At 37.4% G+C, this 13,867-nt stretch carries 16 protein-coding genes; 8 read left to right on the top strand and 8 right to left on the bottom strand.

Annotation, left to right across the window (positions count from 1 at the left end):
- Positions 1 to 224: 224 nt before the first annotated feature.
- The 7 genes from V5739_RS12195 to V5739_RS12165 all read right to left on the bottom strand — a co-directional run bounded on the left by V5739_RS12195 (position 225) and on the right by V5739_RS12165 (position 5,914).
- Positions 225 to 1,658, bottom strand: a complete 1,434-nt coding sequence (locus tag V5739_RS12195) for an amidohydrolase family protein (protein WP_423818375.1) — start codon at positions 1,656 to 1,658, stop codon at positions 225 to 227.
- Positions 1,659 to 1,762: 104 nt separating this feature from the next.
- Complete coding sequence (locus tag V5739_RS12190) at positions 1,763 to 2,014, bottom strand: zinc-binding dehydrogenase (protein ID WP_423818374.1); 252 nt, start codon at positions 2,012 to 2,014, stop codon at positions 1,763 to 1,765.
- Positions 2,008 to 2,748, bottom strand: coding sequence for an NAD(P)-dependent alcohol dehydrogenase (locus V5739_RS12185; RefSeq protein WP_423818373.1), 741 nt, complete (start codon positions 2,746 to 2,748; stop codon positions 2,008 to 2,010). Before V5739_RS12185 ends, V5739_RS12190 begins: the two co-directional genes overlap by 7 nt.
- A 70-nt stretch (positions 2,749 to 2,818) precedes the next feature.
- The gene (locus tag V5739_RS12180) at positions 2,819 to 3,844 is read right to left on the bottom strand and encodes a serine hydrolase domain-containing protein (protein ID WP_423818372.1); all 1,026 of its coding nucleotides are present in this window, start codon (positions 3,842 to 3,844) and stop codon (positions 2,819 to 2,821) included.
- Between the two features lie 148 nt (positions 3,845 to 3,992).
- Entirely contained in the window at positions 3,993 to 4,178 is a 186-nt protein-coding gene (locus tag V5739_RS12175) for a hypothetical protein (protein ID WP_423818371.1), read from the bottom strand.
- A gap of 13 nt (positions 4,179 to 4,191) precedes the next feature.
- A complete protein-coding gene (locus V5739_RS12170; RefSeq protein WP_423818370.1) occupies positions 4,192 to 5,319 on the bottom strand; it encodes an acyltransferase family protein in 1,128 nt (375 codons plus the stop codon).
- 22 nt (positions 5,320 to 5,341) lie between these two features.
- A complete protein-coding gene (locus V5739_RS12165) occupies positions 5,342 to 5,914 on the bottom strand; it encodes an ankyrin repeat domain-containing protein (protein ID WP_423818369.1) in 573 nt (190 codons plus the stop codon).
- 239 nt (positions 5,915 to 6,153) lie between these two features.
- Between V5739_RS12165 and V5739_RS12160 the strand changes: the two genes are divergently transcribed.
- From V5739_RS12160 to V5739_RS12145, 4 genes are all read left to right on the top strand, one after another.
- Positions 6,154 to 8,244, top strand: a complete 2,091-nt coding sequence (locus V5739_RS12160; RefSeq protein ID WP_423818368.1) for a helix-turn-helix domain-containing protein — start codon at positions 6,154 to 6,156, stop codon at positions 8,242 to 8,244.
- Positions 8,245 to 9,073: 829 nt separating this feature from the next.
- Positions 9,074 to 9,430, top strand: a complete 357-nt coding sequence (locus V5739_RS12155) for a hypothetical protein (protein WP_345597659.1) — start codon at positions 9,074 to 9,076, stop codon at positions 9,428 to 9,430.
- 101 nt (positions 9,431 to 9,531) lie between these two features.
- A complete protein-coding gene (locus V5739_RS12150) occupies positions 9,532 to 10,035 on the top strand; it encodes a hypothetical protein (protein ID WP_423818367.1) in 504 nt (167 codons plus the stop codon).
- Positions 10,036 to 10,057: 22 nt separating this feature from the next.
- Positions 10,058 to 10,462, top strand: a complete 405-nt coding sequence (locus V5739_RS12145) for a sodium:calcium antiporter (RefSeq protein WP_423818366.1) — start codon at positions 10,058 to 10,060, stop codon at positions 10,460 to 10,462.
- Here the strand turns inward: V5739_RS12145 and V5739_RS12140 are convergent.
- Entirely contained in the window at positions 10,386 to 10,778 is a 393-nt protein-coding gene (locus V5739_RS12140) for a hypothetical protein (protein ID WP_423818365.1), read from the bottom strand. The genes V5739_RS12145 and V5739_RS12140 overlap by 77 nt on opposite strands.
- A 376-nt stretch (positions 10,779 to 11,154) precedes the next feature.
- On the opposite strand from V5739_RS12140, the gene V5739_RS12135 reads away from it, so the two are divergent.
- The 4 genes from V5739_RS12135 (at position 11,155) to hemG (ending at position 13,841) form a co-directional block, all read left to right on the top strand.
- Positions 11,155 to 11,451, top strand: coding sequence for a hypothetical protein (locus tag V5739_RS12135; protein ID WP_423818364.1), 297 nt, complete (start codon positions 11,155 to 11,157; stop codon positions 11,449 to 11,451).
- Between the two features lie 83 nt (positions 11,452 to 11,534).
- Positions 11,535 to 11,933 (top strand): hypothetical protein, encoded by a 399-nt coding sequence (locus V5739_RS12130; RefSeq protein ID WP_423818363.1) that lies wholly within the window; start codon positions 11,535 to 11,537, stop codon positions 11,931 to 11,933.
- Positions 11,934 to 12,095: 162 nt separating this feature from the next.
- On the top strand, positions 12,096 to 13,031 hold the full coding sequence (locus V5739_RS12125) for an aldo/keto reductase (protein WP_423818362.1): 936 nt from the start codon (positions 12,096 to 12,098) through the stop codon (positions 13,029 to 13,031).
- A 243-nt stretch (positions 13,032 to 13,274) separates the two neighbouring features.
- Positions 13,275 to 13,841, top strand: a complete 567-nt coding sequence (hemG, locus tag V5739_RS12120) for a menaquinone-dependent protoporphyrinogen IX dehydrogenase (protein ID WP_423818361.1) — start codon at positions 13,275 to 13,277, stop codon at positions 13,839 to 13,841.
- Positions 13,842 to 13,867: the final 26 nt, after the last annotated feature.

Below are 13,867 nucleotides of genomic sequence, written 5' to 3'. Positions count from 1 at the left end.
TGAACAAAAGTTTAGCTAAAACATGCATTTTCCCTAAGTGAAAATAACGTAAAAAACAGATGCTAATTTTCAGATATAACAATTAATAACTTGGGAAGTTCTTCATCTGTATTTTAATTGTGAGAGTCAAATCCACTAAAATTTTAAGATAATAAACAACCAAAGAAATTAATTATAATCCATTACCAGCGCCATTCAAATTTTATGACGGCAGTAAACAACAGCTAATATTTTTTTAATAGGAATTCAGCATAGCGTAAGCCTGAAACAATCTTATTATTCCGGTTTTTCGCTTTGTCTTCAAAATTATCCAGTGTTCTTTTCTCAATTTTTTTTCCTTTAATAAAAAGCATACGTATATTTTGCAATGAATTAAGGTTAACAAAGGGATTATCATCTAACAGGATTAGATTTGCTTCTTTTCCTATTTCTATACTCCCTGTATTTTTCAAGAATGCATGTGTTTTGGAGGGATTTACTGTAGCAGTCTTTAAAACATCATAATTGCTTAGGCCAGCCAATTTGTACAATTCCAATTCTTGATGAATAGAAAAACCAGGTAAGGTAATTCCAATACCTGCATCTGTTCCGCAGACAATGTTCACCCCTACTTCAGCTAACTTCCTAATTGCCAAAAGATGGAAATTATGCTGAGCTTCAATTGCTTCAGATATTCCTGGATTCTTGAGTTTTTCAGCACTCCACCTGTCATATTGGGCTTTACTATCTACCATTCTTATCAAAGGATTCATATAATCCAGTTCATTACTGGACATAATATCCTTTTCCCCGAGCAAATGATAAATATTACGATATACAGCCAATGTAGGACATAATGCTGAATTTGAATTTGAGGCGTACAAATTTACTACCTCTTGAAGTTTCACGGTATCTAATTTATATTTTAAAGGTTGTTGCACAATATCTTCAGCATGTTCAATGGTCTTAACAGGGTTTGTAAAATGGGATGCATAAGGTAATTTTTCGCTGGGATGAGCCACTATATCGATGTTTTGTCTCCTGCTCTCGTTAATAATTGCATCAAATATTTCTGGTGTTAGTCCATTGTATATTTTAATAAAATCATATCCTTTAGCTTTACAAGCAACTACCATTTCCCGACCTTCTTCCGGAGTAAAAATTTGGAGGTTGTCATCGCCTACATATTCAGGGCCTGTCAATTTGGGGCCTGAAGTGTAGAAATTTGGAGCAAGAATTTTATTTTCTATAATGTCCTTTTTCATTCGAAGGTGCATGGGCTGCCCCCAGAGATTTCGGACAGTTGTAACGCCTTTTGAAAGATAAAGTCCCAGCTCATATCTGTCCCACACATGCACATGCATGTCGGTTAGCCCGGGCATTAGAAATTTAGCCTTTCCGTCAATATAGTCAAGGCTGGGATCTTTTAAATTCACCCCGATTTTTGCAATCTTCCCGTCGATAATTTTTACATCCTTGTTAGTCAATATAGTATCGGCCGTCATAGGAATAACGTTCACATTATTAATGAGGTAACTATTAAATTCAGTACCTGGATTATTGTTAATTTTCAGGTATGAAATATTCCTGTTATCTATTATAATGGCCGATAAAAGGATAACAACACAAAGGGCAATAATCGTGATAAGCGAAACCAAAGTTTTTTTAAAGAATTTCATTCTTAAATAATTACGTCAGAAAAATACTTTATTACAATTTAAGCCATAATAAATTTGGCTGTAGATGGATGAGTTATTTTATGAATTTTTCCCCTCTAATTTTATTAGGTGTTTGCAATAACAACATTGCCTCTTTTATGCCCTTTTTCAATAAAACGATGGGCTTCTGATAATTCTTCTAAAGGAAACTGTTTGGCAATTATTGTTTGAAGTTTTCCAGCATTGTAAACTTTTAGAATTTCACTTAATAAATCCCGAAGTTTATCATTGCTTTTGGTTCCTGTGGCCTGAAAGATAGCCTTCTTAGAAGATAAACTTGTCCTCATCATGTTGAGTAAATGAGATATTCTCAGCACCGGCGAGATGTAAACTCCTTTTTCAGAAAGGATCTTTCTGCACTTCTAAAGGAAGACTTCCCTACTGTATCAAATATTATATCATATGTTTTATTACTGTTAGTGAAATCTTCATGGTTGTAATCGATCAGTTTTTCTGCTCCTAGAGACTTGACCAAAGTGAAATTTTTAGCACTGCAAACGGCTGTAACATGACAACTTTTCTGATTTGCAAATTGAACTGCTGAAGTGCCGAGTGCTCCTGAAGCTCCGTTTATTAAAACTTTTTGGCCGGGTTTCAGCTTTGCAAGCCCTACTAGGAAATTAAAGGAGGTTAAATGACCGTCACAAAAACACGCTGCTTCAGTAAAATCTAATGAAACAGGCATTTTTAATATCACAGCATTTTCAGAAATTATAAGATATTCTGCATTAGCCCCAAACCCCAAAGTAGTTTCCCCAAACACGCGGTCTCCCTGACAAAACTTTGTTACTTTTAAACCGACCTGCTCCACCGTTCCACTAAAGCCTGTACCAGGAATGGAGTTTTTTGGCTTTCTTAATCCCAAAAACAACCTGGCGAAACTGGGTTTCCCCTGGCGCATCAAAGTGTCAGCAGTTGTAGCTGATGAATTTATAATTTTAATCAGCACTTCATCCGGTTTAGGCTTCGGGGTTTTGACTTCCTGAAATTGAAGGACATGGGGGGAGCCATATCCTGTTGCTACTATTGCTTTCATTTTTTTATCACTCATGAGTTGCTGTTTTAGATCAAAGAAAACAAAGGATCAAAAATTCAAAATTGATTCTCTTTATTGGGTTGTATTATTTTGGATGTTTTACTTTCTTTCTTAGAATTTTTACAATTCGGCTATAAAAAATCTCTGATAAATTCCAGTTATATCCGTCAAAATTGGTGGTATTCGTAAATTGAATGACAATTGTGTCTATGTCTTTATGATATTTAGCAATTGTTTGATATCCAGGGATAAGGCCTGTATGTTCATATTCATAGATTGAAGAATAAATTTCCTGCTCTCTTTTATTCTTAAATACAGAGCCATCATTTAAAGCTCTAATAAACTTTCCCAAATCCTCTGCTGTAGCAAGCATTGCATCATTATTGTCTGCTTTTAAATCATATTCGTAGCCCACATAGTACCCACTCATGACATCATCCAAATTTACATCTTCGATAGATCCATAAGTATTTTTGAGGTCAAGAGGATCTAAAATCACCTCCTGGATATACTGAAACTGGTTCTCACCTGTTACTTTTTCTATAAGTTTACTCAGGAGTAAATAATTTGTATTACTGTATTTATAATTTTTCCCCGGCTCAAAGTCTGCGGGTTGATCAAGAACTAAAGCCAACTGTTCATTTTCACTTTTTTTTGGATGAACCCAGTAATTCTTGGTGTCGGTATAATTGGGAATACCACTTCGATGCTGCACCATCATTCGCACGGTAATTTTATCGGCATTCTCTACCCTTCCCACAAGTTCAGGAAAATAATCAGCAAGAGTATTGTCCAAAGCCAGACTTCCATTGTTAGCTAATTTTGCAATAGCCACAGCAGTATATAATTTACTTACACTGGCAATTTTGAACAGTGACTGAGGATCGGCAGGAATTTTGTTTTCCCTGTTTTTGTAGCCTGCAGCATAATAGGCAGGCTTTTCTCCATTTTGATTTACATAGACGATCATGCCGTCAAACCCGTATCCAATTGCATCATCAACCTGTTCCTGAACTGTATCGGGCAATGGCATAATCCAAGCCTTAATTACTATCCATGGGACAAAGTATAATGAGGAGATACTTGCAATAATTAATAATATTCTAAACATGTTTTTTAATTTTTGTGATTTCATAATATCCTGTTTAACGATAAATCATTTATTTTGATTGATTAGAAACAGGGTTTCCGCACACTGAATCTTCAATGATTTTGTTTCTCAATGCTTAATTCTTCTTTCTATTAACAAGCCTATAAATTTAAGTAATATGGTCGCCGTAACTATCATTCCTACTCCCCACCCAATTAGTGTCCCAGACCAGGTTTTTTTCAAATAATTTCCCAAGACCAAGCAACGTAGAGCCGGTTGTAACAATGAGCAGCATTACATAAAATATCACATTATAACCCCATTTTTTTGTTATTTCAGTTTGTCGATATTCCATTACTTAGTCTTCTTTATGAGTTCCTTACCGGGATTTCTAAAATCTCTTTCTTTTTAATTTTTTTATCAATTCCTAAATTCCTGCCCGCTTTAGATTTCCATTTAAGTCCAAAAAACGGACGAAGAAAATAAATCCTTCTAATCCCAAATTCGTAAATAACAAAGCAGCCTATTCCTGTAAATGCGACTATGGTGACAAATTTCAGGAAGACCGGGAGATCAAACGGCAGGATGATCATTGAAGCCGCATACAACACGAACATGTGAATGATATAAACGGGATAAGCTGCCTGGCTAAGGTATGTTAATGTGTGACCGGGCTTGTTGAGATATTTAAATCCAAGCCCAAAAATGGCAAAGATCCAGCAATTAGATTCCAGGGCCAATAAATAGGCTGGGGGCACTAAATTGAATAGAGTAAAACGGACTAAGCAAAGAGTGAGGGCAAGACCCAGATATAGCCATTTCCACTTAAACACGGTTTGCCAGAAGGTTTCTCCAATGAATATGAAAAAGAAACCAAAAAAGAAGGCAATCATTCCAAGAAAGAAGCCGTGCCAGGTCTCCGCGTACATTTCAAATACCTGTGGCTTTACTAAAAGAACTTCCAGCGCAAAAAATATGGTTGCGGAAAGTGGCCCTGCCGGATACCTCATCCAGGAAGAAATTTTTCTTACAAACCTGCTGTCCCTTATTTTCTTCAGATAAAAAAACAACGGAAAAAAAATGAGTATATAAACGAAAATATTGGCAAGAAACCATAAATGACCCTGATGGGCATAGTATCCCAGAGGAAGATGATAGTACTTCTGAAAAATGAGAAAATGCAATGGAACAATGGCAATAACTCCAAAAATATAGGGTAAAAGAATTCGCTTACTCCGCTCCAGTAAAAGTTCTTTCCAGTTGCGTTTCTGCACTGCAAAATACACTCCCATACCAGAAACATAAAACAATAACGGAATACGCCATATGTTAAGCATGCTCATGGGCTTCCATAAGCTTTCCATCAATTCTTCACTTCTTATAAAACCAATGAACATTGCCCAGGGCTGAAAAACAATCGCAATATGATAGATTAAAAGCAGTCCTATCGCAATCACCCGCAACCAGTCTATATCGTATCTTCTTTGTGTTTTCATTTTTCTTTAAATTAAAGGGTAATTACTGTAACATCATGGCAATAACAGGGCGATTTTTTTGAATTTGTTCCATGTTCAATTGCAGGCCTAAAGGGGCCATCTGTTGTTGTATTATTTCATAAACAGGTTCAATTTCTGAAAATGGTTCCGACACGGTTTCTCTGGGAGTGGCACCAAAATTATTCAGCAACGTCTTATCTGCGTGGGCATCTATTAACAGTTGTACAATTTCCACGCGGCCAAAGAAGGCAGCTGTGTGCAGGGGAGTAGAACCGTCGTTGTTCTTTAATGAAAGATCGGCACCAGCATCGATAAGCTCCCTGGCAATTCTGGTTTTCCCAAATGCTGCCGCAGTGTTTAGTGGAGTGGAACCGCTAAACTTATCTTTTGTATTGATATCGGTTCCGCTTTCAATATGTTGCCTAACCACTTCAATGCTATTAGACATAACTGCGGCATGAATATCCATTTGCGGTTTCTCAACTACAAATTGTTGAGTATCCTTCTTCTTGTTTTGGCTACAGGCAGGGAATAGAACCATTATCATTACCAGACTCAATAAACTTCTTACCACATTTACTTTAATTGCTTTCATAATTTAAAATTTTAGATTTTGATTATTAAATTTTGCTTGGTACAAAGATGCTTACATACCTCTTGGAAGATATACCAGGGTTGAGGCTAAATGCATAAAGTTTTAAAAGAGAGATATAAATTATGATGCAGAAGTATAAATTATGAGTCAATTCGGGTTTAAGGTGTACCCTTGTGAAGAAATAAAGCGAAAAGGAAGTTAGATATTTTTTCATTAATTTAACCCTATTATTTAATGCAATGTCAGCTAATAAAAAAGACAGAGTAGATTTTCTTGACAAGGCGACCGAAATGATCGTAAAGAATGTTTCTAACGAGCGTTTTGGAGTCTCTGAACTGGCGGAAGAATTACATATAAGCCGCTCTAATTTGCTAAGAAAAGTAAAGTCTGCTACAAATTTATCTGCAAGTCAGTTCATTCGTAAGGTACGGCTAGAAATGGCTATGGATATGCTGAAGGACACCTCCCTGACGGTTTCGGAGATTTCGTATAAAGTTGGTTTTGGCAGTTCCTCATATTTTATCAAGTGTTTTAGGGAACAATACGGCTATCCACCCGGAGAAGCAGGAAAACAAGAGGTGGGAACACCGAAACCCGAAGAACAAGTGGAGGAAGCTTTCGAAACTTCAGCCAGAAAGTCCCGGTTATTTTCCAAACCCATTCTGATACTTGCAATTTCAGCTTTAGTAGTTACAGGTATTTCCTTCCTGATTTTTTTTGACCGGCCCCTGGAGCAAGAGCAGAACTTGCAGCCAGAAAAATCTATTGCAGTTTTGCCATTCAAGAATGAGAGCAGTGATTCTTCAAACCTGTACTTTGTTAACGGGCTGATGGAATCTACATTGAACAATCTACAAAAGATCAAAAACCTGCGGGTACTTAGTAGATCTTCTGTTGAAAAATACAGGAACAGTGTCAAGACAATTCCCGAAATAGCCCAGGAACTTAATGTGAGTTATCTGGTTGAAGGAAGCGGGCAAAAAGTTGGGGATCAGGTTTTACTAAATATTCAGCTCATTGATGCTTCCGGGGACAAACATCTTTGGGCAGAGCAATATAACCGTGAAGTTGTAGATATATTTGCCATTCAAAACGAAGTAGCGACAAAAATTGCCAAATCTGTTAAAGCAATTGTTACCCCGGCCGAACTCAGGCAGATCCAAAAGCAGCCTACAGAAAACATGCTGGCATATGATTATTACCTTCAGGGGCTGGATCCTTTTTCATCCAGGACGAGGGAAGGTCTTGAAGAAGCAATTGATCTTTTTAAAAAGGCTATAGATGAAGATCAGGAGTTTGCCCTTGCTTATGCTAATGTTGCAATATCTTACTACCTGCTCGAAATGTTTCAAACCGAGAAACAGTATACCGAAGAAATCAATAGTTACTCCGACAAAGCTTTGCTGTATGATTCTAAATCGGCTGAGAGTCTAACGGCAAAAGCCTTTTATTACATTCAAACCGGGGAATATACCCTAGCACTTCCATATCTTGAAAAAGCATTGGAGTATAACCCAAATTCCTCCCTTGCCATCCAGATGCTTGCTGACTTCTATTTTCGGTTAACTCCAAATACTGAGAAATACCTGCAATATGCCTTAAGGGGCACTCAGATAGACGCGATGGGTAATGATTCCGTCACTAAAAGCTATGCGTATGTGCAGCTTAGTAATGCTCTTGTTTCAAGCGGATTCATAGATGAAGCCTTAAAATATACAAATATGTCCCTTGATTACAACCCAACAAATTATTATGCACCTCACTTAAAGGCATTTACACTTTTTGCTAAAGATGGAAATGTGAACCGCACTCAAAAACTGTTGAACAGGGAATGGAAAAAGGATACCACCCGTCTGGATATTTTACAGGATCTAGCCAAAATGTTTTATTTGAAAGAAGATTATGATAGTGCTTATTATTATTTTCAAAAATTTGTTGAGGGTAGAGAAAAGAGAGGACTGGATATTTATAAGCAGGAAGATGCTAAAATCGCAATGGTATATGAGAAGGTGGGGCAAAAAGAAGAAGCAAAAAAATATTTTAAATCCTTTTCAGAATATTGTGAAAAGGATCAGTCGGTTTACAGAAATGCAAATCTTGCTGTGAAATTTGCTTATGAAGGGAAAAAGGAAGAGGCAATAGAGCAGCTTAAAATATTTTCGGGTACTGACAATTATCCTTATTGGTTTCTCATGATCGAACAGGATCCCTTATTTAAGAACTTAAAAAATAATCCGGAGTTTAAAATAACCGTGGCAAAGATCAAAAGGAGGTTTTGGAGGGAACATGAAAGAATGAGTTTAGCTCTTGAAAGTGGGGGGTTATTATAATTTCCAGTATAGAAAATATAATGAAATTCATCCTGACATCTCTACAGCAATGAACGGAGTAAATTTACTCTATTATAACTCCCACTTCTATAATACCCAAGCTTGAAAGGTTTAAGATCATGGAATTTCGGAAGTTAGAGAACCTTGATAATAATTGAGACACAATCCTCAGATTTATTTTGCAAAATTATCTACCATAAAAAATATCTGAATTTCTGAATAATTAGGTTTTAATTAATTGAAAGCAGTGCAGACAAGGGATCACAAAATTATACTGTACCCACTACTCTAAAATCCTGTATAAGAATACATAACACAGTGAATATAAATAATTGAATATCAGGATTATACATAATATTTAATTAAATAACACCGCTTTAGCGTATTATCTTCTTGCTTTCCTTTTTACCAGTTAATTAAATTACTGCTCCTTAAGAGGGAATGACCATCTGGAGCCGTCAAAAATTTCCTACACAGAAAAAGCCAAATCATTTCCGGCTTTTTTAATATTCGGTTTTTATAAGAGTCCTTCATCAGCAAATGAAAAGTACTTGCCTTCCGGAGTAATAATCAAGTGGTCCGGGAGCTTTATATCGAGGTCACTAAATAAAATCCCAATAAGCTCATTATAAGGCTATTGGTATTTTATGTTTTCACACTATATCCCCATCTACAACTATAATCCGGAATAACTTATATTCTTCTTTCCTTCTGAACAGGTCATTTCGCATCTCTCATTACAGAACTACGAAATCCTCTTCATCTGTCGCGATATTTTATTTATCTGATGTTTTTTTAACAGAACTAAACAGTACATTTGATCCTGAAAATGATCAAAACCCTATTTATCGTCAACCATAGGATTTTCCTGCTCCTTCTGCTTTTAAGTAGTAGTAACAGCCTTTTTTCTGCCAATTGGGAAGATCTTATTCCGGAGGAAAAAAACATTCCGCAGGAAGTTTTAGAAGACTCCTTTGAAGAGCAGGTAGACGATCTTTTTGAGTCAATCCTGCCAAACCATAAGAACCCGGTTTTTGTAATTGTGGGATTTGGAGTTGCTGAAGATTTTGATGCCCGCATTCACAATCACACTGTAACCTCCCTAAGTTATATTAAACGCTCCCGCTATATTTTTCCGGGACTGGGTCTAAAAAAGGTCATTTTTCCTTTCCATGTTTTTCTTTAAAATTTAAGCTTCAGCTTTACGGAAGGAAACCTTCAGCCTTTACAGTGTTACCAACTGGCAGACACTCTAAATCAATACCTGAATTTTAAAAAATAAAGAAAATGAAACTAGATATCATCATTGTAGATCTTGCCCTTGTGGCAGTAATATTTGTCCCTTACCTCCTGTTTATATTGATTGGAAGAAAGGAAGTAAAAAAACTAAAGGATAAATTTTCCGAAGAGGCGAAAAGACATCAGTTAAGCTTCGACGAAAAAACTATATGGAATAACAACATCATGGGGCTGGATAGAAAAAGTGCTAAAATCCTGTTCGTTCAAAAAAGGAAATCAGGAATATTGGCAGAAATCATAGATCTCAGGGAAGTCACAAAATCTGAAATTCTTAAACATGTGCAGACCGTAAAAGTCGACCAACGGACAGAAGATATACTACAAAAGCTTGAGCTGAGATTACAATTTCATAATGGTTGTGAACAAATTTTAAGCCTCTACGACTGTGAAGAAAGTTACGCGCAGGACTATGAACTAAAAAATGCGGAGAAATGGAATGCAATCATTAATTCGATGTTTGTATTTCGTCCAACAATTAATTCTGCGGCATAACGCATTCAGGAGAAGAGAACTTTTGAGAAGGTTCTCTTCTCTTTCTGCTAACTTTTTAGGAGCTAACTTAATTTTAAATATTAATGATACTACAGTTTTTATTATTGATTGCCGGACTTCTGTTATTGATCAAAGGCGCAGACTGGCTTGTGGAGAACTCTTCTGCCTTTGCCCGCAAAAAAATGTTTCCGATCTTGCCATAGGCCTCACCATTGTTGCTTTTGGCACTTCGGCACCCGAACTTGTGGTGAACGTGGTTGCGGCGTATCAGGGTCATGATGATATTGTGTTTGGCAATGTGATAGGAAGCAACAACTTCAACCTCTTTTTTATACTTGGGGTAGCAGGACTCATTTCCCCATTGCTGGTACAACAAACCACGGTTTGGAAAGAAAAAGGGGAGTATGCTCAAACAGGAAGCTCTTAAAACTTTCAATCTCGGGCGCCATTGCCTGCTTTATTACGGCCCACTCATTAAAAAAACTCTGTACCTGCATAGAACAGAGAACTAAAAAAGCCAGCGAAAAAATAAAGATAAGCAGGGTACCAAGCATAGAAGAGATCCCTCTGTGGTGAATAATTTGTTCCAATTTCCGGGTGGCAGGAAGTACCACTAATGCCAGCACCAAAGCAAGAATAAGAGGAGCCAGAAAACCCTTCGCAGCTGCCAGTCCCAGGAAAAAGAAGTAGAGACCTAACACGAGCATAAATACTTTCACCCCAATCGTCAACCCTCTACTCATAAAATCTAATTTTTAGTCTGCTCCTTTTCATTTTTCTTAAAAATCTATCCCTCTTTTAACATCCGCTCCCAACCGTACTATAATTTAAAAAAACTGTGACCAGGGAAGCTAAGCTAGAAAAGGATTTGTGTTATAATCATGATTTTGCATTTTATTAACTACTTAAATATCATTTAATTAAAGAGTAAATCATCGCCCCCGCCTCTGCCTGTTAATTGAATATTATTTTCCCCTAATTCTTTCTTAAACTTCTTGCAATCGGCCATTGTAGCGGGTAAATTTAAACGGAAATGAATTTTTAACCCCCAGGAATTTTATTCAGAAACACCTTTTTTGAATGGTAAAACAGGGAATGACCGAATGAGAATTGAACACAATGGATGTAAAGATTAAAGAGCTTGAACAAGTAAGAACTGAAGTTGAGAAGCTTCAGGCCGGTGATGAGAATTTCACCAATAAACTTATGCAGCTTCTCGACAGGACCACCAGCCAATTAAGTGAAGTTGATGACCAGCAGGAGATCAACTGGACAGCTAAGAGTTTCGATATTCTTATGGACATCAGGAACCAGAAAGTTCAGGAAAATGAGACCGATCAAAAAGATCTTGCCCTTACTTATTTAAAAGAAGCCCTTGATTCGGTGATCATTCGGGAGAAAAACTACCTGAAATAGCCCAGCTTAAAAGTTCCTTGAAAAATGCTGCAAAATGTCATTTTGAAGAAGTATTTCAGTAAAAAAATAAAATCATACAGATCATGAAACATATAAAAATCCTCCGGCTGGTATTAAGCCTCAGCTTTATTGTAATCTTCAGTAGTATAGCTACTGCACAGGACCTTACTCAGAAATCAAATAATCCGCAATTGGAAATGGCGGCAAAGGAGAGAGTGCAAAAATGGGAAAGAGAACTCTCTTTGAGGGCTAAGCAGGCTTTACTCATGGAAAAGAAGTTTGTGGAATTCGATATTAAACGCGAAAAACTGTGGAAGGACAATATTTCGGAAGAAGAAAGGCTTGACCGACTTAAGAACCTGAAGATACTGGAGACCCGGGAAATTAGGGATATACTTACAAAACCACAGTTTGATCGTTATTTACTCGTGCTTGAAGAAGAGGCCGAAGCAATCGCTCCACCCCAAGACGACGGAAAATAATTTCTGAAGTTTACTTCGGAAAAAATCAGTTTTCAGTAATAAGACGAAGGAAAACAACAGCAGACGGAATCTCAAAAATGCCATTTTTGAGCTCCCTTTTTCTTTCAGTAATAAATTTTCCTCTCACAATTTTCATCCTTAATTTTGAAGAAAACCCAGCTCATGCAGAAAAAGAAACTCGGAAACACCAATTTAGAAATTTCACCCATAGTCTTTGGCGGAAACGTCTTTGGCTGGACGCTTGATGAAAAAGAATCCTTCAAAATTCTTGACCAGCTCTTTGAAAAAGGCTTCACTACTATAGACACTGCCGACTCTTATTCTCACTGGGCACCCGGAAATAAGGGCGGTGAAAGCGAAACCATAATTGGCAACTGGCTTAAAGAAAGAGGTAACCGGGAAGACCTTATTATTGCAACTAAGGTAGGCTCAAATCCCGGGAAAGAAGGAAGAGACGTTTCCAGAGATTACATTATCAAAGCAGCCGAAGATTCTCTACAACGCCTGCAAACAGACCATATTGATCTCTACTTCACACATTGGGACAATGAAAATACACCCGTAGAAGAAACGCTTCGGGCTTACGAACAGCTTATTGAACAGGGCAAAGTGAGACATATAGGTGCTTCAAACCTCTCTCCTCAAAGGATCTCAACTTCCTTAGAAAAAGCCGGGGACAGCGAACTTCCAAAATATGAAGTCCTGCAGCCCGAATACAGCCTTGTTGAAAAAGCCAAATTTGAAGAAGAATACAAGCCCATTGCAGAAAAGAATGAGCTGGGCGTAATCACTTATTTTTCGCTCGCCAGCGGCTTCCTCACCGGGAAATACCGTAAAAAAGAGGATCTGCAGGGTGCACGCGAAGAAATGGTGAAAAAATACTTCAATGAAGAAGGCCTTGGCAAACTAAAGGTTCTTGACGAAATTTCTAACAACCACGGAGTTTCTAATGCAGCGGTGGCCCTTCGATGGCTAATGCAACGCCCGGCAGTAACCGCACCCATTGCAAGTGCCACCCGGGAAAGTCACTTAAAGGCTTTTGAGGAAGCAGTAAACCTGCAGCTTTCAGCAGAAGAAATGGAAAAACTGAGTAAGTAACTTTCAAATTTTCCTACATATCATCAGGTTCAAAGATTTCTGAAGCCGGCATCTTACATGATGCTGAATGGGAGCAATTCTTAGAGAAAATCTTTTTCTTCTTCCGAAGAAAATTCTTTTATAATCCAGGTTTTCTTAAACAAGATTTACTGCGGGATTTCGTACCTTTAAAAGAAGAATTTGACAGCCGAATCAAATTCATTTATTAAAGTTTTTCGGGAGAAAAATTTATCTCTTGAGCTTATGAAACCCATTGCTTTACTTTACTCGACAGTAGATGGGCAGACCAAAAAGATCTGTCACTTCCTGGCGGAATATCTACAACAAAAAGATCACCCCATTTACCTTTGTCCTCTCGACTTGTTTGAAGAGGAACTTTCTAATTTTAAGTCCGTCGTTATTGGAGCCAGCATCAGGTATGGAAAACACAGGCCTGAAGTAGGAAAATTTATTTCAGAAAACCAGCAAGACCTCGAAAAACTTAATGCTGCTTTTTTCTCGGTTAACCTCGTGGCACGCAAGGAAGAAAAAAACACGCCCGAAACCAATCCATACTTTATCAAATTCCTGGAGGAAGTTCCCTGGAAACCCAATCTTGCCGCAGTATTTGCCGGAAGTCTTGATTACAAAAAATACAGTTTTTTTGACAGGATAATGATCAAAGCCATTATGAAATTCACCGGTGGCCCCACCAAAACACCAAAACCCATAGAATATACCAACTGGAAAAGGGTTCAGGAATTTGCAGAACAGCTTAGCGCCCTACAACAGAAAAACCAGGTGCATTCCCCGGAAGAAGTCGAAGGTTAAAGCAAAATACCTTTCAAAAAGGGTAC

Origin of the sequence: Salinimicrobium sp. TIG7-5_MAKvit (assembly GCF_049569215.1) — a bacterium.
Taxonomy (GTDB): Bacteria; Bacteroidota; Bacteroidia; order Flavobacteriales; family Flavobacteriaceae; genus Salinimicrobium; species Salinimicrobium profundisediminis.
The sequence above is the reverse complement of the archived record's forward strand: the minus strand, read 5'-3'. Positions and strand labels throughout refer to the sequence as shown.

What these genes read in the sequence shown, in the direction of transcription:
- V5739_RS12165 (WP_423818369.1), bottom strand. Translation starts at nt 5,914, where the DNA reads ATGAAAGCAATTAAAGTAAATGTGGTAAGAAGTTTATTGAGTCTGGTA.
- V5739_RS12180 (WP_423818372.1), bottom strand. Translation starts at nt 3,844, where the DNA reads ATGTTTAGAATATTATTAATTATTGCAAGTATCTCCTCATTATACTTT.
- V5739_RS12175 (WP_423818371.1), bottom strand. Translation starts at nt 4,178, where the DNA reads ATGGAATATCGACAAACTGAAATAACAAAAAAATGGGGTTATAATGTG.
- V5739_RS12195 (WP_423818375.1), bottom strand. Translation starts at nt 1,658, where the DNA reads ATGAAATTCTTTAAAAAAACTTTGGTTTCGCTTATCACGATTATTGCC.
- V5739_RS12170 (WP_423818370.1), bottom strand. Translation starts at nt 5,319, where the DNA reads ATGAAAACACAAAGAAGATACGATATAGACTGGTTGCGGGTGATTGCG.
- V5739_RS12140 (WP_423818365.1), bottom strand. Translation starts at nt 10,778, where the DNA reads ATGAGTAGAGGGTTGACGATTGGGGTGAAAGTATTTATGCTCGTGTTA.
- V5739_RS12125 (WP_423818362.1), top strand. Translation starts at nt 12,096, where the DNA reads ATGCAGAAAAAGAAACTCGGAAACACCAATTTAGAAATTTCACCCATA.
- V5739_RS12160 (WP_423818368.1), top strand. Translation starts at nt 6,154, where the DNA reads ATGTCAGCTAATAAAAAAGACAGAGTAGATTTTCTTGACAAGGCGACC.
- V5739_RS12135 (WP_423818364.1), top strand. Translation starts at nt 11,155, where the DNA reads ATGGATGTAAAGATTAAAGAGCTTGAACAAGTAAGAACTGAAGTTGAG.
- V5739_RS12155 (WP_345597659.1), top strand. Translation starts at nt 9,074, where the DNA reads ATGATCAAAACCCTATTTATCGTCAACCATAGGATTTTCCTGCTCCTT.
- V5739_RS12185 (WP_423818373.1), bottom strand. Translation starts at nt 2,748, where the DNA reads ATGAGTGATAAAAAAATGAAAGCAATAGTAGCAACAGGATATGGCTCC.
- V5739_RS12150 (WP_423818367.1), top strand. Translation starts at nt 9,532, where the DNA reads ATGAAACTAGATATCATCATTGTAGATCTTGCCCTTGTGGCAGTAATA.
- hemG (WP_423818361.1), top strand. Translation starts at nt 13,275, where the DNA reads ATGAAACCCATTGCTTTACTTTACTCGACAGTAGATGGGCAGACCAAA.
- V5739_RS12130 (WP_423818363.1), top strand. Translation starts at nt 11,535, where the DNA reads ATGAAACATATAAAAATCCTCCGGCTGGTATTAAGCCTCAGCTTTATT.